An 18,936-nucleotide genomic window follows, 5' to 3' on the forward strand; every position below is an offset into this window, starting at 1 on the left:
GGAAGCGACCTCTGGCGGTCTGCCCTCGTCGTGCTAAACCAGAACGCGAGTAGGGGGAGTGCGTCAGTGCTTGCAAGATGGTTCACGGCGCTCGCCGTCTCGTTGACGGTGTTCGCCGCCGCCGCCGCGTCCGCGCAAGAGGTCGAGCTCGCACCGGCGCCGGCCTGGGTGCAGGCGCCGATCACAGATGCGCCCGCCCCGGCCGTCGGCGACGCCGCCTTGCGGGCGCTGGCCATCGATCATCAGATCCGCTTCGACGCCGACGGCGCCCACACCTACACCTTCCAGCGGTTCCAGGTCCTCACCCGGCAGGGGCTGGGCAGCGTGGGGACCGTCAGCCTGGAGTGGAGCCCGCCTCGCGAGACAATGCAGGTCCATAGCCTTCGCCTCGTCCGCGACGGCCAGACGATCGACGTGCTCGCGGACCAGACGTTCGAAACGCTTCGGCGCGAAAGCAGCCTCGAGTCCGCCATGCTTGACGGACGGCTGACCGCGACGCTCCAGCCGCGGGATCTACGCGTGGGAGACATCCTCGAACTGTCGTTCACCCGCCACGACTCCAAGGGCGTGCTGGCGCCCCACCTCGAGGCGTTCGACGGGCTCGGCTCCGGCCAGATCATGGATCACTACCGCCTGCGCGCAACATGGTCGGACGACCACCCGATGCAGGTCATGGCCTCGGCACCATGGGCGGATGTTCGCCCCCGCCGGTCCGGCGACGGATGGCTCTACGAGATCGAGGCCCGCAACCTGACGCCGGAGCAGATGCCCGGCGACCTTCCGGTGCGCTTCACCCTGTTCCGCACGGTGCAGTTCACCGATTTCCAGTCGTGGGCCGACGCCTCGAAGCTGATGGCCCCCCTCTATGAAACGGGGGCGACGCTGGAGCCGGACTCGCCACTGCTGGCCGAAATCGAACGTATCCGCGCGGCCCATGGCACCGACGCGGGACGCGCCATGGCGGCCCTGCGGCTGGTCGAGGATCAGGTCCGTTACCTCGCCCTGGCCATGGGCGAGGGCAATTATGTGCCCATGTCCGCGGACGAGGTGTGGCGCAGCCGCTACGGCGACTGCAAGGGCAAGACGGTGTTGCTGCTGGCCCTGCTCAAGGGCTTGAACATCGAGGCCGAACCGGTGCTCGTCAGCACCGGATGGGGCGACGGTCTGGACGCCCAGCTGCCGCTTCTGGCCTGGTTCGATCATGTCATCGTGCGCGCGCAGGTGGACGGCGCGGCCTGGTGGATGGACGGCACCCGCATCGGCGATCGCACGCTCGAGGGCCTGATCCCGCCTCCCTATCGCTGGGGCCTGCCTGTTCGCCAGGCCGGGGCCGGGCTCGAGCCCATCGAGCAACCGCCGCTGACGGTTCCGACGATGGATATCCTCATCGACGTGGATGCGACGTCTGGCATCGACGCCGACGCGTCCATGGCGGTCGATTTCGCCTATCGCGGCGACTACGCGACCGCCCTCCGCCGTCAGCTGGGCAACGTTCCTCCTGACCAGCTCGAAGCGATGATGAAGGCCGAGTGGAACGGCGATGAGTCCGGTTTGACGATTGAGGCCGTGGAAACCCGCTATGACGAAGCGGCGAACGTGCTCCACCTGCTCATGCGAGGGAAGACCCGTCTGAGCTGGATCAACGGTTCGGGCGGACGCGTCATGGCGGTGCCTGACTCCGGCCTGGTCCTGCCGGCCGGAGCCGAGCGGCGCGGCCTCCTCGCCCGATTCAGCGACGCCCCGTACGCCATCGCCCACCCCACCATGAACCGCTCCGTGATGCGGGTGAGCCTGCCGTACGGGGGCCGCGGCTTCCAACTGGAAGGCGGCGACCAGACGATCGAAGGCGGCGGCTACCGCATCGAACGGCACGGCAGGCTCGAGAACGGCGTGGCCGAAGTCGCCGTCGTTTCGACGAGCCTGACGCCCGAGGTCACCGCCGCGGAAATGGCCTCCGCCCGGACGCGTGCCGAGAACGCCACGGCCCTTCCCATGCGTCTGCGCGCGCCGGCTGACTATGTGGCGACCGAAGCCGACGCCGCGCGCCGGCTGCCGGGCGCAAGCGACGAAGCCGACCTTGTCGCCCGCGCGGGCCGTCTGAGCGACGCCGGCGACCATGACGGCGCCCTGGCGCTGCTCGACGCCGCCCTTGAACGGAATCCGGATAACGCCGAGGCGGTGAAGGCGCGCGGCGCGGCGCGGGCCGAGGCGCGCGACTACGATGGCGCCCGCTCCGACTATGACCACGCCGTGGATCTCGATCCGGGCGATCAGGCGGCCGCCGTGGGCCAGGGTTTTGCGGCCTACGGTCAGGGCAAGTACGGCGAGGCCGTCGTCAGCCTGACCGTCGCCCTGCGACTCGACCCTGCCGACGTCTCGGCCCTGTCAGCGCGTGGCGCCGCCTACTATCAGCTCGGCCGCTGGGACCGCTCCCTGGCCGACTACCGCGCGCTCAAGACAACCGCGCCTGACAGCTCCACGGGGGCGTGGGGCGAGTTCCGGGCCCTGACCCGGCTCGGGCGGGGGGACGAGGTGCGGAGCCTGGCCGCGTCACGGCTGGAGACGGACCCGACGGACGCCATAGCCCTTGAGGCGCTGGTTCGTCTCGAAAGGCGGACGGACCGTGCGGGCGAGGCCCTCGCCGCTCTCGACCGCGCCCTGGGGGCCGCGCCCGCCGCCGCCAACCTTCTGAGCCAGCGTGGGCAGTTGCGGGCGTCCATGGGCGATACAGCAGGGGCGCGGGCCGATTTCGCGGCCCTCCGCGCCCTTGATCCGGGGGATCCGGTGATGCTCAACAATGTCTGCTGGGGCCAGGCCATCGAGGCGTTCGATCTGGACCAGGCGTTGACCGACTGCGACGCGGCCCTGTCGGCCGGCGAGGCCGCCTTCATCGACAGCCGCGCCATGGTCCTGCTGCAGATGGGCCGCTACGAAGAGGCGAAAGCCGACTACGAACGGGCTCTCGCCGCCGATCCCCAACAGGCGGCGTCGAGTTACGGCCTCGGCTACGCCCGGCTGGCGTTGGGCGACTCGGGCGGCGCCGAGGATCTCGTGCGAGGGCGGGGCTGGGACATCGACGTCTCTGAAGACTTCGCCGCGTTCGAGGCCCGCCATCCCGAATTGGTGAAATGATCCAGGCTGGCGCCGTCGCGCGCTTTGAGGCATGGCGGCGGCCATGAGCGATTCATCCGACGAACTGACCGCCGGCTATCGACGGTTCCGCACCGAACACTGGCCGGCCGCCAAGGCCGAATACGAGGCGCTGGCCACTCACGGCCAGAAGCCGCACACCCTGGTAGTGGCCTGTTCCGACAGCCGCGCCGATCCCGCGCTGATCTTCGACGCCGCTCCCGGCGAGCTGTTCGTCGTCCGCAACGTCGCCAACCTCGTGCCGCCCTATCAGCCGGACGGCCAGTTGCACGGCGTCTCGGCGGCGCTGGAGTTCGGGGTGAAGGTCCTGAACGTCTCGCGCATCGTGGTCATGGGCCACGCCTACTGCGGCGGCGTGCACGCCATGCTGAACGGGGCGCCGGACACCTGCGGTGACTTCGTGGCCCCTTGGGTGGCCCAGGCCGCGCCGGTGGTTCGCCTGATCTGCGAGAGCTTCCCCGGCGAGGAGACCGAGCGGCTGGCAGAGGAGACCGTGGTGCGGCTGTCGCTGGAGAACCTGCGCACCTTCCCGTGGATCGCCGAGCGGGAGGCGGCAGGCGAACTGACGCTCACCGGCCTGCATTTCGGCATCGCCAACGGCGTGCTGACGGCCCTCAACGGCCCCGGCCGGTTCGAGCCGCTCGGCTGATCGCTCGCCTCAGGCATCGAAGCGTGGCACATCGGCGTTGAAGCACGGATGCCGACAATGACCCCGACCCACCACGCCAATCCCATCCCCAACATCCTGACGGGCCTGCGGCTCGTCGCCGGGGTGGTGATGTTCCTGATCCTGGCCGGCGCGGCGCCGCAGGGCATTCCGGTGCTGTCGGACTATCTGAGCCCCGACGACCAGTTCCGCCTCGGCCGCACGGCCTTCGTCATCTTCGTGGTCGCCGCCTCCACGGACTGGGTGGACGGCTATCTGGCCCGGCGCTGGCACGCCACCACCCGCTGGGGCGCCATCCTCGATCCCATCGCCGACAAGGTGCTGGTCACCGGCGCGATCCTCGGCGTGCTGGCCTGGGGCTCCGTCGCCCAGAGCGCCATTCCCTGCGGCCTCATCCTGTTCCGCGAATTCGCCGTCTCGGCCCTGCGCGAGACCGTGGCCGGCAAGGTCAAGCTGCCCGTCACCCTGCTGGCCAAGTGGAAGACCATGCTGCAGATGATCGCCCTCGGCGCCCTGCAGATCGCCCTGCTGTGGGACGGCTTCGGCTGGCCGCTGGAGTGGCAGCCCCACTTCCAGACCTTCGCCTACGTCCTCATCTGGGTCGCCGCCATCGTCACCCTCTGGACCGGCTGGCAGTATTTCTCGAAGGCCCAGCAGAAGATGAGCCAACTCTGAGGCCAGGGTCCAGGGTCCAGGGTCGACGGAAGGGGCGTTTGCGGCCGGGCCGGGCCCGGGCTCAACGCCGCTGGCCCCTGGCCGCTATTCGACCCCCAGCTCCTCGACCAGCCGCTCCATCCCGTAGACGTCGCGCAGCGCCGCGGTCACCGCGCCGGTGGTCACGATCACCGAGCGGTTGACGTTGCGGTCGTAGCCGTAGGCGTTGCGCTGGGTCAGCACCGTGGAGTCGAAATTGGCTCCCAGGATCTCGCCCGCCTCATTGACCACCGGCGAGCCGGACGAGCCGCCGATGGTGTCCGAGGACACGGCCATGTCCATCACCGTGTCCGGGTCGATCCGGTCCTTCGCGGCCAGCAGCTTCGGGGCCACGTCGAACGGCGGCGCGCCGGTGGCCCGGTCCCACAGGCCGGCGAAGGTGGTGAAGGCGCCGAAGCGCTGGCCCGGCACGTCCGAGCCCTCGATCTTGCCGTAGGTCAGCCGCAGCGTCCCCGTCGCGTCCGGATAGACGGCGTCGCCATAGGCCGCGAACCGCGCCGCCGCCAGCTGCTCCGAGGCGCGGCTGGTCGGCGCCTCGACCCGGGCCTCCCAGTCCGATCGCACCGCGCGGGTCTCGTCCTGGATCGACAGCAGGTAGCGGATCATCGGATCGTCCGAGGCTTCGATCGCCGCCAGACCGCCTTCCCACAGCGCCCGCCGCACCGCCGGATCCGCCAGCTTCGTGCCCTCGACCAGCCGCGCCGAAAGCTGCTCGGGCGATTCCCGGCCCAGCAGCCCCCGCACGCGCGGATCGTCGACCGTCAGCCATTCGCGCGTCTTGGACAGCCACCATTCCATGCGGACCTGCTCCAGCGACGGATAGACCGGCCGCTCCGCGAACAGGCCCGACTGCACGCCCGCCAGCCGGCTGTCGGCGTATTCCGGCAGGCGTTGGGCCGAGGGCTTCTCCCGCTCCTGCGCCGCGCGCACCAGCGTCCGGGCCCAGCTGAACAGTTGCGAGCCGCCGCCGGGCGAGGTGGTGCCGACGCCCGTGCCGCCCTCCAGCAGGGCCATGGCCGGATACAGTTCGCGCTGGGTCGGCTGAATGGCGGCCAGGGTGAGCCACGGTGTTCCACTGCTGCCCGCGTGGCTGGCATCCCCACTTGCGGCTCTCCCGGCGGCCCCGGCCGCCTCCCGAGCCATCCAGCGGGATATGAAGTCCGCTTCGGCCTCCGTCTTCATCCGCATGAAGTCGGGATCGGTCAGGGCCCGCATCCGCCCCAGTCCGCGCTTGTAGGTGTTCTCCAGCCCGACGATCGGATCCATGGCGATGAAGGCGTTCTCCTCGCTCTCCTCCGAAAACCGGATCAGCCGCCCGCGCAGTTCTGAGGCGATCAGCTGGTCCATCGGCAGGACCACGTCCCGCAGCGTCATCAGCTGGTCCATGCTCAGCAGCCGCTGGGTCGCGCCCGGGCTGCCCGCGACGAACACGGGCGTGCCCTCGACCGGCTTGTCGGCGTTCCACTTGAAGTGCGTCGGCGTGGCCGCCGGAGCGCCGTTCTCGTAGAGGCGGATGAAGGCCGCATCGATGGCGAAGCGGGGGAAGCTGAAATTGTCGAGGTCGCCGCCAAAGGTCGCGGCGCGGTCCTCCGGCGCCCAGGCCAGCCGGACGTCGGTGTAGCGGCGGTACTTGTACAGCTTGAACTGGCCGCCCCGGTACAGGCTGACGACCTGGCAGCGCACCGTCGCGTCGCCGGCGCAGGCTTCCTGCTCGATCCGGCCGGCCTCCGCGTCGCGCGCCTGGGTGAAGGCCTGGCCCTCCAGCCCGGCGCCGGCGGCGTGCATCCGCTCGGTGACGTCGCTGATGTCGGTCAGGATCTCGGCCGTTCCGCCGGGGCATTTGAGCTCTTCCTCGCGGGTGCGCGGGGCGAAGCCGGTCTCGGCGTAGTTCACCGCCTGGGTCGACAGATTGGCCACGCAGGTGGCGACGCAGTGGTTGTTGGTCATCACCAGGCCCTCGCCCGAGACGATCCCCGCGGAACAGCCCCCGAACTTGACCGACGACAGCCGCACCCGGTCCAGCCACGCCTGGTCGATGTTCGTCCCCAGCGTCTGGTTGGCCCGCGCGATGGGGAAGTTGTCGAACGTCCACATGCCTTCCTCGGCCCGGGCTGCTGAAGCGGCGGCGAAGGCGAGAATGGCGGCGGAGGCGGCGAGGGTGAGGTGGCGCATGTCTAACTCCTTCCTTCTCCCCTTGCGGGAGAAGGTGGCCCGCGAAGCGGGTCGGATGAGGGGTCTTGCCGACGGATGCCGACGTCGGGGCCGACCATGAATGACGAAGGGGTCGCCCGGCAAGACCGGTGCGACCCCTCATCCGTCAGGCTACGCCTGACACCTTCTCCCGCAAGGGGAGAAGGGCGTTACTCCACGCCCAGCTCTTCCAGGATGCGCGGGTTCGGATAGACCGTCCGCAGCACTTCCGTGATCGCCGCCGTCGACACCGTCACCGTGCGGTTCAGTTCGCCGTCGTAGCCGAAGGCGCCGCCCAGCGAGTGGATGTTGCCGTCGAAGGCCGCGCCGATCACCTCGCCCGCGGCGTTGACCACCGGCGAGCCTGAGTTGCCGCCGATGATGTCGTTGGTCGAGACGAAGTCGTAGACGACCTCCTTGTTCACATCGTCCTCGTGGTCGGCGAAGGCCTGGGCCAGGTTGAACGGCTCCGAGCCGGTGGCCCGCTCATAGAGGCCGCCGATATAGGTGAACGGCGGCACGGTCACGCCGCGGTAGGTCCAGCCCTTCACCTCGCCGTAGGACAGGCGCAGGCTGAACGTGGCGTCGGGATACTGGTTGGTGCCGTAGACGGCGAACCGCGCCTGGGCGACCTTTTCGGCCGCGCGGGCGGTCGGGGCGTTGACCTCGGCCGCCCAGCGGTCGCCGATGGCCCTGGCCGCCTGGTCGTTGGCGGCCACGAAGGCCAGCAGCGGGTCGGCGGCCGACAACTGCTCCACCGTCATGCCCAGGGCCTGGCGGCGGAACTCGGCGTCGGCCAGCTTCGTGCCCGAGATCAGGCGGTCGGCGAGGGCCTCCGGGCTCTCGCGGCCCAGCATCGCCTTCACCTGCGGATGGTCGACCGTCAGGTATTCGCGCGTCTTGGACAGCCAGTAGCGCATCCGGATCTCTTCCATCTCGGCCGAGACCGGCGTCTCCGTGCCGATGGCCTCGGCCATGCGGGCGCGCTGGGCTTCCGTCATGGTCGGGTTCTTGGCGGCGCGGATCAGGCTGCGGGCCCACGAATACAGCTGCGAGCCGCCGCCGGCGGCCTGCTCGAGCTGGCGATAGGGCAGATACAGTTCGGTCGCCGTGGTCTGGACCCTCGCCAGGTCGGCCCAGGGATCGCCGATCTGCTGCACCAGGGCCGGATCGGCCGCGACGCGGGCGCGCAGCTCGTCCTCCTCGGCGCGCTTCCTGGCCATGAAGGCCGGATCGGTCAGGGCGCCTTGCTGGCCGTAGTAGACCTTGAAGCTGTTCTCGAGGCCGAAGATCGGATCGAACGACACCCGCTTGGCCTCGTCCCCGGTCAGCGAATACTCCAGCAGGCGGCCGCGCAGTTCCGAGTTCTGGATCAGGGTGACCGGCAGCTGCTGGTCGCGCAGCCGCTCCAGCTGGCTCATGGTCAGCAGGCGCGAGGTCGAGCCCGGGTTGCCCGACACGAAGGTCAGGTCGCCTTCCTTCGGGGCCTCGGCGTTCCACTTGAGGAAGTTCGGCGTCTCGGCCGGCTGGCCGTTCTCATAGGCGCGCAGGAAGCCGGCATCGAGGGCGTAGCGCGGGAAGTTGAAATTGTCGGGGTCGCCGCCGAAGAAGGCCGCCTGGTTCTCGGGCGCGAAGACCAGCCGGACGTCGTCGTATTTGCGGAATCTGTGCAGGCTGTACTGGCCGCCGCGGTACAGGCTGATCACCTGGCAGCTGAATTTCGGATCGTCGGCGCAGGCCTCATTCTGAATTTTCGTCACCTCGGCCTGGCGGGCCGCGTTGAAGGCCGCGCCTTCCAGCCCCTGGCCGGCGGCCTGGACGCGGGCGGTGACGTCGACGATCTCGGTCAGCACCTCGGCGGTCTGGCCCGGGCAGCGGACCTCGTCCTCGCGCGCGGCGGCGGTGAAGCCGTTCTTCACATAGTCCTTCTGCGGATCCGACAGCTCCTGTGCGCAGCCGACGACGCAGTGCCAGTTGGTCAGGATCAGTCCCTCGGGCGACACGAACGACGCCGAACAGCCCTGGATGCGGACCGACGCCAGCCGCAGCCGGTCCAGCCACGCCTGGTCGATCCGGGCGCCGTATTTCTGGTTCACCGTCTGGATGGGGAAGTTGTCGAACGTCCACATGCCTTCGTCGGCAAGGGCCGTGGACGGGGCGGCGATCACGGCCATGGCTCCCGCCACGACAGCGAGGGACGCGGTGACCGAAACGGCCGAACGAAGCGAACGAAGGATCATGCTCGAGCTCTCAAGACAGCCGGCTCCCGCCGGTTTGGGGTGGCCCATCCTAGCAAGGGCGGATGAACGAACGCCATCCACATGGCCTTAACCCGATTTAACTTGGCCCCAACCACCGGCGCCGTCAGATAGCGGCGTAACTCCGGGGGCCGATCTCTTCGATGTCGCTTGCACTCTCCACCCTGCTCTATGAGTGGCGGCGCTATATGGCGGCCGTGCTGGCGCTCGCCCTGTCCGGCCTGCTGGTGCTGGCCATGACCGGCGTCTTCATCGGCATCGGCAAGGGCTTCACGGCGACGATCGAGCGTTCGAGCGCCGACATCATCATCATGCAGCCCGGGGCCAAGAGCCTGATCGGCGGCCCGTCGGGCGTGCCGCGCCGCTTCATCCCGCTCGCCTATCGCAACCCCGAGGTCGTCGAGGTCCAGCCCCTCGACGGAGCCGGCGGCTCCTTCCAGTCGGTCAAGAACGTCGATCCGACCATGTCGCAGGCGGATCGCGCCAAGATGGGCGCCCCGCGGCAGGAGTTCGTGCAGACCAGCATCATCGACACGACGCCGGGCGCGGTCACCATCCCGACCGACTATTCGCAGGAGCTCGTGGACGCCCTGCGCCAGCCCTACACCGTCGCCATCGACGAGACGGCCATCTCCAAATTGGGCGTCAAACTGGGCGACAAGGCCCTGTACAACGGCCAGACCGTCACCGTCGTGGGCGTGACCCGCGGCTATCCCAACATGATGCAGGCCACCATCATCATGTCGCGCGACACCCTGCGCATGGTGGGCCAGGCCGACACCGGCCCGCGCGTCGGACCGCTGATGGTCAAGCTGCGCGATCCGACCCAGGCCAGACGCGTCGCCGCCGAGCTCAATGTCCAGGGCGAGGGCCAGTGGAAGGCCTGGACCCGTCAGGAACTGGCGGACGCCAACGCGGGTGCGATGTTCGAAGAGGGCATCCTCGTGATCATCATCGGCGGCTGCGTCGTGCTGGGGACCATCATCGGCGTGTCCATCACCTGGCAGACCCTGCGCGGCGCCATCATGGCCAACATCAAGGAGTTCGCCTCGCTGCGGGCCCTCGGCGTCGGCATGGGCTCGTTGCGCCGCATCGTCATGGAGCTGAGCTTCTGGGTCGGCTGCGTCGGCGTCGCGGCGGCGATCTTCCTCACCTGGCTGGTGCAGATGCTGGCCATGGCCAACGCCGTGATCATCGCCCTGCCGCCGGTCCTGCTGATCGTCGTGGGCGGCGGACTGATCATCATCGCCATGCTGTCCGGCCTGCTCTCGCTCGGCATCCTCAAGAACAGCCAGCCCGCGGACCTGCTGCGATGAACTCTCACACCAAGGTCCACGGCAAGCACGGCGACTTCGCGATCGAGGCCAAGGGCCTGGTCAAGCGGTTCAAGTCCGGCAAGAGCTACATCGACGTTCTGAAGGGCGTCGACTTCGATGCGCGGCACGGCGACCTGACCATGGTCATGGGGCCCTCGGGTTCGGGCAAGTCGACCCTGATCGCCGCCCTGTCCGGCCTGCTTCGGCCCGAGGAAGGCCGCGTCGACACCCTCGACGTCGACAATCTGTGGAAGCTCTCGTCCGGCCGGATCGACAAATTCCGCCTCGACCACTGCGGCTTCATCTTCCAGGGCTTCAACCTGTTCCCGGCCCTCACCGCGCTTCAGCAGGTCGAGGTCGTGCTCAAATTCCAGGGCCTGTCGAAGGGCGACGCCAAGCGCCGGGCCAAGCTGGCGCTGGAGGAGGTCGGCCTCGGGCCGCGCCTGCACCAGAAGCCGTCCTCCCTGTCGGGCGGCGAGAAGCAGCGCGTGGCCATCGCCCGCGCGCTCGCCAAGGATCCCCAGATTCTGTTCGCCGACGAACCGACGTCCGCCCTGGACGGCGAGAATGGCCAGATCGTCATTCGACTGCTTCGCCGGGCCGCCACCGAACACGGCGCCGCCGTCATCTGCGTGACCCACGACCCGCGCCTCGAGGAGTGGGCCGATCGCGTCATCAAGATCGAAGACGGCGTGATCATCGACGACCAGCGCCGCACCCCCAATCCCGACGCCACCCTGGCCTCGCACTGACCGATCCCAAGGACTGAACTCATGCCCCGCTTCCTCAAGAACAAATGGCTCTGGATCGGCCTGGTCCTGCTCGTGCTGGCGTTCGTCGGCTACAACTTCATGCAGGCCGGGGCCGCCAGGAAGAAGGCGGAGGAGGAGCAGGCCGAGGCCCAGAAGGTCGAGAGCCCCTATGCGGCCATCGCCAACGGCAAGGTCGATGTCGAGGGCGGCATCATCCAGATCGCCGCTCGCCGCGGCGGCGTCGTCCGTGAAGTCCTGGTCCAGGAAGGCGACCGCGTCGTCGCCGGCCAGATCCTCGCCCGTCAGGAGGACGACGAACCCCGCCTGGCCCTGCAGAGCGCGGTCGCCGACGTGAGCCAGGCCGAAAGCCAGCTGCGCCTGATCGAGGTCGACATCCGCACCGCCCAGCGCGAGTACGACCGGCTTCAGAAGCTGGTCGAGACGAATTTCGTCGCCGCCCAGCGCCTCGACCAGGCCCGCGACGCCATCGCCCAGGCCCAGGCTCGTCTGGGATCCCAGCAGGCCGCGGTCCAGACCGCCCGCGCCCGCCGCGACCAGGCCGCCTACAATGTCGAACTCACCGTCATCCGCGCTCCGCAGAGCGGCCGCATCGTCCGCCGCTACGCCAATCCGGGGGCGGGCGCCTCGACCCTGAACGTTTCGACCATGTTCGACCTCGAGCCGGATTCGCCGCGCATCGCCCGCGCCGAGATCGTCGAGAGCGACATCCCCAATGTGACCACCGGCCAGGCGGTCGAGATCACCCCCGAGGGCGATCCGTCCAAGGTCTACGTCGGCACGGTCCTGCGCCGCGCCGCCGTCTTCGGCGCCCGCAAGCTGGCCTCGGACGACCCGTCGCAGCGCTCGGACGAACGCGTCATCGAGGTGGTGGTCACCGCCGGCGATGCGCCGCTGCTGATCGGCCAGCGCGTGCTGGTCAAGTTCATGAAGCCCGGCCAGACCGCCGGCGCGCCCCGTCCGGCCACCGTCGGCGTCCCCGCCAGCCGGGCCATGCGCGCGCCCGCCAAGGCGGCCTAGGAAAGGGCGCTAGCGGCCGGTGAAGTCCGCCGGCCGCTTCTCCAGCACGGCCGCCACGCCCTCGGCGTGATCCTCGGTCAGATGCGCCAGCGCCTGCATGGCGGCGGTCATCTCCAGCATCTGGTCGAAATTCATGTCGCGGCCCTGGCGCAGCAGCGCCTTGGCCATGCGCAAGGCGTGCGGCCCGTGCGCCGCGACCCGGTCCGCCATGGCCAGCGCCTCGGGCATCAGGGCTTCGGGAGCGACCACGTGGTTGATCAGGCCCCAGCGCTCCGCCGTCGCCGCGTCGATCGTCTCGCCCGTGAACAGCATCTCCGCGGCCCGGGCGTAGCCGACGTTCCTCGGCAGCAACCAGGCTCCGCCATCGCCCGGCAATATGCCCAGCTTCAGGAAGGGCACGCCGAACGAGGCGGCGCTGGAGGCGATGCGGATGTCCGCCAGTCCGGCGATGTCGCAGCCCAGCCCCATGGCTGCCCCGTTCACGGCCGCCACCAGCGGCACCTCCAGCCCGTACAGCGAACGCACGATCCGGTGCACCACGCGGCGATAGCGTTCGCGAATCTCGGCCCCCGTGCCGGCGAACAGGTCGCGCCGGTCGCGCATCGCCTTCAGGTCGCCGCCGGCCGAGAAGGCGCGCCCGGCCCCGGTGATCACCACGCAGCGCACATCGTGATCCGCGTTCACCGCCGAACACGCCCGGGCGAAGGCCTCGCCGTCCTCGAGATCGGGCAGGGCGTTCAGTCGCTCCGGGCGGTCCAGCGTCCAGATTTCGATGGCGCCGCGTCGTTCTGTCTGGATCAGGGTCATCCTCCACCTGTGGCGCAATCCCTGCTCGCGCACAATTCCGGGTCAATGCGTAGGCGCTGGGTGGGCCAGCAGCGGGGAGGTCTGGAGTTCGGTCGGCCGTCGGGGTCATAGTCCGCCTATGTCCCCGCCGCTCCATCCGCCCCGCGCCATAGCCACCCCCTGCGTCAAGGTCTGCATCGTCGACGGCGCTTCCGGCCTGTGCCTCGGCTGCTGGCGCACCCTGTCGGAAATCGGCGGCTGGAGCGGCCTCACCGACGCTGAACGGGCGCGGATCATGGCGGAACTGCCAGGCAGGGAGGCAGCAGGCAGCAGACGACAGGCAGCAGGAGCTCCGGAATAGGCCCGAAGCGCCGGCTCCTCTTCCCTGATGCCGGCTGCCTCCCTTCCCCGTTTACCCCCCGCCAACCATCCCTCTTCATCGCATCCCAACGGCGCCGTGCGAGAACGGGACCATGCGGTTTGATCTGTCCTCCGCGGCCGTCATGGCCGTCGCCGTCGCCTCCGCCCTGACCACCGCCTGGTGGATGGACCAGGCGGGCCTGCGCGGTCGGGCGCACGCCGCCATCCCCGCCGTCTCCGCGCCCGCCACCGGCCGTCCGGGCCAGGTGCTGAAGGCCGCCGACGGCCACTACTGGGCCGAAGCCCGGATCGAGGGCCGGGCCGTCCGGGTCATGGTCGACACCGGCGCCAGCGTCGTGGTCCTGACTCCCGCCGACGCCGCCCGCCTCGGCCTGAAGCTGACTCCCGGCGACTTCTCGGGCACGGTGGTGACCGCTTCCGGCCCCGTCCGCGCCGCCCCGGTCGAGCTCAGCGCCGTCGCCGTCGCCGGCGCCCGGGTCGCCGCCGTCGAGGCCATGGTCGTCGAGCACGGCCTGCCGCACTCCCTGCTGGGCATGAGCTATCTCGGCCGCCTCTCCTCGTTCAGCGCCACGCCCGCCGGGCTGACGCTGCGCCCCTAGAGCGCCTTCACCAGCACCATCGCCGCCGCCGCCAGCAGGTAGAGGGCGAAGGCTTTCCTCAACACGCGCCGGTCCAGCGCGTGCGCCAGCCTGGCGCCCCAGGGCGCCACGGCGGTCGTCAGCAGCGCCATCACCACCGCCCCGGGCACATTGACATAGCCCAGCGACAGTGGCGGCCGTCCCGCCGCATCCCAGCCGAACACCACGAAGCCGAGAGTCGCCGCCGTCCCGATGGCCACGCCGAAGCCCGAGGCCGTCGCCACCGCCTGATGGATCGGCCGTCCGCACAGGGTCATCAGCATGCCGCCGAAACTGCCGCCGCCGATGCCCATCATCGCCGACAGCCCGCCGATGGCCGTCCCCAGTCCGCGCCGCCCCCAGCCGGTCGGCAGGTCCTTCGCCAGCGTATAGCGCTCGGGCAGCAGCCCCATCTGCGCGGCCACCGCCGCCAGGCAGACGCCGTAGACCACGGCCAGCCCCTCCATGCTGGTGACCCCCGCCACCGCCGCCCCGACGAGGGCGCCCGTGGCGACCCAGGGCGTCCAGGTCTTCAGCACGACTTCGTCCACGGCCCCGTGCGTCCGGTGCGCCCGCAGCGACCGCCACGACGTCGCGACTATGGTCAGCAGGGAGGTGCCGATGGCCACGTGCAGGTTGCTCTCGCCGCCCAGACCCAGCACCTCGAAGGCATAGAACACCGCCGGCACGATCACCGTGCCGCCGCCGACCCCGAACAGCCCGGCGATCAGCCCTCCGACCAGGCCCGCGGCGACGAGGGCGGCGAGCAGCAGGAGGATTTCGTTCAGCGGCAGGGCGTTCATGCCGGTGACCTCTAGCGGAGCCGGAGCGGCGAGGGGAGGGGAGGGCGCCGCGGTCACCGCGCAGGCAACCTTCCCCGGCGAATCCCGTTCTTTCCGCTCAAGGCATCCGCCGGAAAGAACCCCCCATGACCGCGACCTACACCCTGTCTGCTCTCGCAGCCGGCGCGCTGGCCCTGTCCGCCGCGGGCGCCGCCGGGGCCCAGACCCCCTACACCGCCTACCCGTCCGGCCAGGCCGGCGTCCCTTCCTCATGCCGCAACGTCGAACAACTGCCCAACGGCTATGTCTCGGCAGAATGCCAGACGGAGGGCGGCTTCCGATGGAGCTCGATCCGCAGCGTCGACTGCCGCAGCGCCATCACCAACCGCGGCGGCGTGCTCAGCTGCAGCGGCGCCACCGCCACCGTCGGCCCGCTCTATCCGGACAACGCCCAGGGCTACGGCCAGACCTCCCCGCAGGACCAGCCCGGCGGCGTCTTCGGCGCCTTGCTCGGCGCCCTGTTCGGCGTGCAGACCGCCGACCAGGGTGATCAGGTGCTCGACGAAGACTGGAGCCGGGGCCGCCGCCCCCTCTACCAGCGCCGCGCCGATCTCGACGCCCGCATCGACGCCGGGGTTCGCGACGGCTCGATCAGCCGCTTCGAGGCCGACCGCCTGCGCGACGACTATGACGCCCTCGTCCAGCTGGAGACGCGCTACGCCGCTGACGGCCGCATGACCACGGCCGAGCGCCGCGATCTGCGCGACCGCTACCGCGCCCTGTCGCAGCGCGTCGGCGACGAGCGCCGCGACGACGACGCCGGCTACGGCTGGCGCCCGCTGGCCGACCAACGCGCCGCCTTCCTCGCCCGCGTCGATACGGCGGTCCGCAACCGCGACCTGACCCGCACCGAGGGAACTCGCCTGCGCGCCGACTTCGACGCCCTCGTCCGGCTTGAGTCCGACTATCGCCGCGACGGCCTCAGCGCCCGCGAACAGCAGGATCTGACCGACCGCCTCGCCGACCTCGACCGCCGTCTCGGCGATGACGGCGGCTACGATGATGGCGGCTACGGCTACGACCCCCGCGCCGCCGAGATCGAGGCCCGCATCGTCGCCGGCGAGCGCAACGGCTCGATCAGCCGGACCGAGGCGGCCCGGCTCCGCGAAGAGCTCCGCGACCTGACCCGCCGCTGGGCGGACCTCGAGGCGCGGGTGAACATCCGGCGATAACGACCCTGGGACGCGGCTAGATCAGCAGCGCCCCCTCGTGCCGCAGCAGCCAGCCCTTCCGCTCCAGCCCGCCGCCGAAGCCGACCAGCGCCCCGTCGGCGCCGACGACCCGGTGACAGGCCAGCACCAGCGGGATGGGGTTGCGGTTCAGGGCCACGCCCGCCGCCTGCGCCGCCCCGGGCTCGCCTGCCCGCCTCGCCATCTCGCCGTAGCTGATGGTGACGCCGGCCGGCACCTCGGCCAGCGCCCGCCACACCCGCGCCTGGAAGCCATGGCCGGCGCCTGCTCCGTCCAGCGACCACGGCACGCGGGTCAGCGCCTCGCGGTCGCCGGCGAAATAGGCGGCGATCGTTCGCGCCACCATCGCCGGAGCCTCGCCATCCGCCAGTGCGGCCGCCGGATATTCGCGCCGCATCGCCTTGATCAGCCCGTCGCCGAACGACACGCCGCGCAGGATCCCGCCGTCGTCGCAGGCCAGCGCCAGCGGCCCGATCGGGCTGTCCAGCCACGACAGGGTCAGCCGGCCGGGAGGGGGGACGGCGGCCTCGCTCATCGGGGCTGTGGCATCAGGGCGTTCAACTCGCCCCAGCTCAGCGCCCCCTCCATCAGCGGCGCCGAGCCTCCATCCTCGAGGAAGCCGCGGGTCAGCGCCGCCGCGCGCCCCAGCGCCGCCCCGACGATGCCGGAGCCGGCGCTCAGCCGCCGTACCCCGAGCCGCTCCAGCGTCCGGGCGTCCGGCAGGCCCGGGAAGGCCAGCAGGTTCAGCGGCATGTCCGTCGCCTTGACCAGGTCGGCGATCCCCGCCTCCTCCGTCAGGCCCGGTGCGAACAGCCCGTCCGCCCCCGCCGCGCGATAGATCGCGCCCCGGCGCGCCGCTTCGGCCACGCGCGTTCGGGCCTCGCCGACGCCTCTCAGCCAGAGGTCGCAGCGGGCGTTGATGAACAGGTCCGGCCCCGCCGCCGCCCGGATGGCGGCGATCTTGGCGGCCAGCAACTCGGGCGAGCCGCCGCCGTCCTCGATATTGATCCCCTGCGCCCCCGCCTCGGCCACCGTCCGCGCCGCCGCCGCGACCTCGGCCGGGTCGTCGGAATAGCCGCCTTCGAAATCGACCGAGACCGGCAGCCCCTGCGCCGCCCGCACCACGTCCCGCGTCGCCTGCACGACGCGTTCGACCGGCAGGGCGTCGCCGTCCGGCCAGCCCAGCGCCCAGGCCACGCCCGCGCTGGTGGTGGCGATCGCCTTCGCTCCCAGCGACCGCATCAACGCCGCCGAGCCTCCATCCCAGGCGTTGGGCAGGATCAGCAGGCCGGATCGGTGCAGCTCGCGAAAGGCGGTCATGGGAGGCTCCTCTGTTTGACGGACAACATGGGCGCCCTGGCCGTCCGGCGCTGGCGGTTTCCGGACATTCTCACCGGTCATCCCGCCACCCTCCTGCCACCATACTGTCAGCAGTGCATCCCGCATGCCGTGAGCACGTTGTGGCGCTGTCGCCTCCCGCCCCCTAGATTGCGTTCATGGCCCGTTCCCCCAGCAAGCCCGTCCACGTCCCCGGCCAGAGCGCTGGCCAGTCGGGGCTCGCCGAGGCCCCGGCGAAATTCCTGCACGACCCGGCGGCGGCGAAGAACCGCATGCCCATGTTCGCCCCGGTCACCGGCCCGCGTCTGACCCCGGAAGAGGCCCCCGGCGCGCCGTCGGACTGGACCCCGCACCGCCCCGACCGTCCCGCCGGCCGCAAGCGCATCCCCTTCCGGCTCGAGACGAAATACACCCCCGCCGGCGACCAGCCCGCCGCCATCGCCGAACTGGTCGAGCAGGCGCAGGCCGGCGAGCGCGATCAGGTCCTGCTCGGCGTCACCGGCTCGGGCAAGACCTTCACCATGGCCAAGGTCATCGAGGCCACCCAGCGCCCCGCCCTGATCCTCGCCCCCAACAAGACCCTCGCCGCCCAGCTCTACAGCGAGTTCAAGAGCTTCTTCCCGGACAACGCCGTCGAGTATTTCGTCTCCTACTACGACTACTACCAGCCCGAGGCCTACGTCCCGCGCACCGACACCTACATCGAGAAGGACAGCTCGGTGAACGAGCAGATCGACCGCATGCGCCACTCGGCGACGCGGGCGATTCTGGAGCGGGACGATGTGATCGTCGTCGCCTCCGTCTCCTGCATCTACGGCATCGGCTCGGTCGAGACCTATACCGCCATGACCTTCACCCTGAAGGTCGGCGACCAGATCGACGAGGCCAAGCTGCGCGCCGACCTGATCGCCCTGCAGTACAAGCGCAACGACGCCGCCTTCGAGCGCGGCATGTTCCGCAAGCGCGGCGACGTCCTCGAGGTCTTCCCCGTCCACATGGAGGACCGCGCCTGGCGCATCCAGCTGTTCGGCGACGAGCTGGAATCGATCCAGGAGTTCGACCCCCTGACGGGCAAGAAGACGGCGGACCTCACCGAGATCACCGTCTACGCCGCCAGCCACTACGTCACCCCGCGGCCCTCGCTCAACCAGGCCATCACCGGCATCAAGGCCGAGCTCAAGGAGACGCTCGACTGGATGGTCGAGAACGGCAAGCTGCTGGAGGCCCAGCGCCTCGAACAGCGGGTGCGCTTCGATCTGGAGATGATGGAGGCCACCGGCTCCTGCGCCGGCATCGAGAACTACAGCCGCTGGCTGACCGGCCGCGCCCCGGGCGAGCCGCCGCCGACCTTCTTCGAATACATCCCCGACAACGCCCTGCTGTTCGTCGACGAGAGCCACGTCACCGTCGGCCAGATCAGCGCCATGTACCGCGGCGACTACCGCCGCAAATCGACCCTGGCGGAGTACGGCTTCCGCCTGCCCAGCGCCATCGACAACCGCCCGCTCAAATTCGACGAGTGGGACGCCATGCGCCCCCAGACCGTCTTCGTCAGCGCCACCCCCGGCCCGTGGGAGATGGAGCGCACCGGCGGCGTCTTCACCGAACAGGTCATCCGCCCCACCGGCCTGATCGACCCCCCGGTGGAGATCCGCCCGGTCAGCGGCGACACCCGCAACCAGGTCGACGACGTCATC

At 70.3% G+C, this 18,936-nt stretch carries 16 protein-coding genes; 10 read left to right on the forward strand and 6 right to left on the reverse strand.

Annotated elements, in window-relative coordinates; all coding sequences use genetic code 11:
- The first annotated feature begins 66 nt into the window (after positions 1-66).
- The 3 genes from VEA62_RS14895 to pgsA are packed head-to-tail and all read left to right on the forward strand — an operon-like array spanning position 67 to position 4,492.
- Positions 67-3,132 carry a tetratricopeptide repeat protein gene (locus tag VEA62_RS14895; RefSeq protein WP_324823240.1) on the forward strand — a complete coding sequence of 1,022 codons (3,066 nt, stop codon included), beginning with the start codon at positions 67-69 and terminating at the stop codon, positions 3,130-3,132.
- Between the two features lie 43 nt (positions 3,133-3,175).
- Entirely contained in the window at positions 3,176-3,799 is a 624-nt protein-coding gene (locus VEA62_RS14900) for a carbonic anhydrase (RefSeq protein WP_324823242.1), read from the forward strand.
- A 57-nt stretch (positions 3,800-3,856) separates the two neighbouring features.
- Entirely contained in the window at positions 3,857-4,492 is a 636-nt protein-coding gene (pgsA, locus tag VEA62_RS14905; RefSeq protein ID WP_324823244.1) for a CDP-diacylglycerol--glycerol-3-phosphate 3-phosphatidyltransferase, read from the forward strand.
- Positions 4,493-4,576: 84 nt separating this feature from the next.
- Here pgsA and VEA62_RS14910 read toward each other — a convergent pair whose 3' ends face one another.
- Together VEA62_RS14910 and VEA62_RS14915 are read right to left on the reverse strand one after the other, a co-directional pair.
- Positions 4,577-6,703: a S46 family peptidase gene (locus VEA62_RS14910; RefSeq protein WP_324823246.1), complete on the reverse strand. Its 2,127-nt coding sequence runs from the start codon at positions 6,701-6,703 to the stop codon at positions 4,577-4,579.
- 188 nt (positions 6,704-6,891) lie between these two features.
- Positions 6,892-8,961 carry a S46 family peptidase gene (locus VEA62_RS14915; RefSeq protein ID WP_324823248.1) on the reverse strand — a complete coding sequence of 690 codons (2,070 nt, stop codon included), beginning with the start codon at positions 8,959-8,961 and terminating at the stop codon, positions 6,892-6,894.
- Between the two features lie 161 nt (positions 8,962-9,122).
- Here VEA62_RS14915 and VEA62_RS14920 point away from each other — a divergent pair, with 161 nt between their 5' ends.
- From VEA62_RS14920 to VEA62_RS14930, 3 genes are read left to right on the forward strand one after another with little or no spacing between them, the layout of a single operon-like run.
- Positions 9,123-10,295, forward strand: coding sequence for an ABC transporter permease (locus tag VEA62_RS14920; protein ID WP_324823250.1), 1,173 nt, complete (start codon positions 9,123-9,125; stop codon positions 10,293-10,295).
- Complete coding sequence (locus VEA62_RS14925) at positions 10,292-11,047, forward strand: ABC transporter ATP-binding protein (protein WP_324823252.1); 756 nt, start codon at positions 10,292-10,294, stop codon at positions 11,045-11,047. Before VEA62_RS14920 ends, VEA62_RS14925 begins: the two co-directional genes overlap by 4 nt.
- A 21-nt stretch (positions 11,048-11,068) precedes the next feature.
- On the forward strand, positions 11,069-12,085 hold the full coding sequence (locus tag VEA62_RS14930) for an HlyD family secretion protein (protein ID WP_324823254.1): 1,017 nt from the start codon (positions 11,069-11,071) through the stop codon (positions 12,083-12,085).
- A 9-nt stretch (positions 12,086-12,094) separates the two neighbouring features.
- Here VEA62_RS14930 and VEA62_RS14935 read toward each other — a convergent pair whose 3' ends face one another.
- Complete coding sequence (locus VEA62_RS14935) at positions 12,095-12,892, reverse strand: crotonase/enoyl-CoA hydratase family protein (protein WP_324823256.1); 798 nt, start codon at positions 12,890-12,892, stop codon at positions 12,095-12,097.
- A 118-nt stretch (positions 12,893-13,010) separates the two neighbouring features.
- Between VEA62_RS14935 and VEA62_RS14940 the strand changes: the two genes are divergently transcribed.
- On the forward strand, positions 13,011-13,232 hold the full coding sequence (locus VEA62_RS14940) for a DUF1289 domain-containing protein (RefSeq protein ID WP_324823258.1): 222 nt from the start codon (positions 13,011-13,013) through the stop codon (positions 13,230-13,232).
- A gap of 112 nt (positions 13,233-13,344) precedes the next feature.
- Positions 13,345-13,851 carry a TIGR02281 family clan AA aspartic protease gene (locus tag VEA62_RS14945; RefSeq protein WP_324823260.1) on the forward strand — a complete coding sequence of 169 codons (507 nt, stop codon included), beginning with the start codon at positions 13,345-13,347 and terminating at the stop codon, positions 13,849-13,851.
- Here VEA62_RS14945 and VEA62_RS14950 read toward each other — a convergent pair.
- The gene (locus tag VEA62_RS14950; protein WP_324823262.1) at positions 13,848-14,672 is read right to left on the reverse strand and encodes a sulfite exporter TauE/SafE family protein; all 825 of its coding nucleotides are present in this window, start codon (positions 14,670-14,672) and stop codon (positions 13,848-13,850) included. The two genes, VEA62_RS14945 and VEA62_RS14950, sit on opposite strands and share 4 nt — an antisense overlap.
- A 125-nt stretch (positions 14,673-14,797) precedes the next feature.
- On the opposite strand from VEA62_RS14950, the gene VEA62_RS14955 reads away from it, so the two are divergent.
- Complete coding sequence (locus VEA62_RS14955) at positions 14,798-15,883, forward strand: hypothetical protein (RefSeq protein WP_324823264.1); 1,086 nt, start codon at positions 14,798-14,800, stop codon at positions 15,881-15,883.
- A 16-nt stretch (positions 15,884-15,899) separates the two neighbouring features.
- Here the strand turns inward: VEA62_RS14955 and VEA62_RS14960 are convergent, their stop codons facing one another.
- Positions 15,900-16,436, reverse strand: coding sequence for a methylated-DNA--[protein]-cysteine S-methyltransferase (locus tag VEA62_RS14960; protein WP_324823266.1), 537 nt, complete (start codon positions 16,434-16,436; stop codon positions 15,900-15,902).
- Positions 16,433-17,221, reverse strand: a complete 789-nt coding sequence (locus VEA62_RS14965) for an isocitrate lyase/phosphoenolpyruvate mutase family protein (RefSeq protein ID WP_324823268.1) — start codon at positions 17,219-17,221, stop codon at positions 16,433-16,435. The genes VEA62_RS14960 and VEA62_RS14965 overlap by 4 nt, the downstream gene beginning before the upstream one ends.
- Before the next feature lie 176 nt (positions 17,222-17,397).
- On the opposite strand from VEA62_RS14965, the gene VEA62_RS14970 reads away from it, so the two are divergent.
- Positions 17,398-18,936, forward strand: a 1,539-nt coding sequence (locus tag VEA62_RS14970) for a DEAD/DEAH box helicase family protein (RefSeq protein ID WP_324823270.1), incomplete at its 3' end; no start/stop codon positions are given.

This window comes from Brevundimonas sp. (assembly GCF_035627475.1).
In the GTDB taxonomy this organism is placed as follows: Bacteria; Pseudomonadota; Alphaproteobacteria; order Caulobacterales; family Caulobacteraceae; genus Brevundimonas.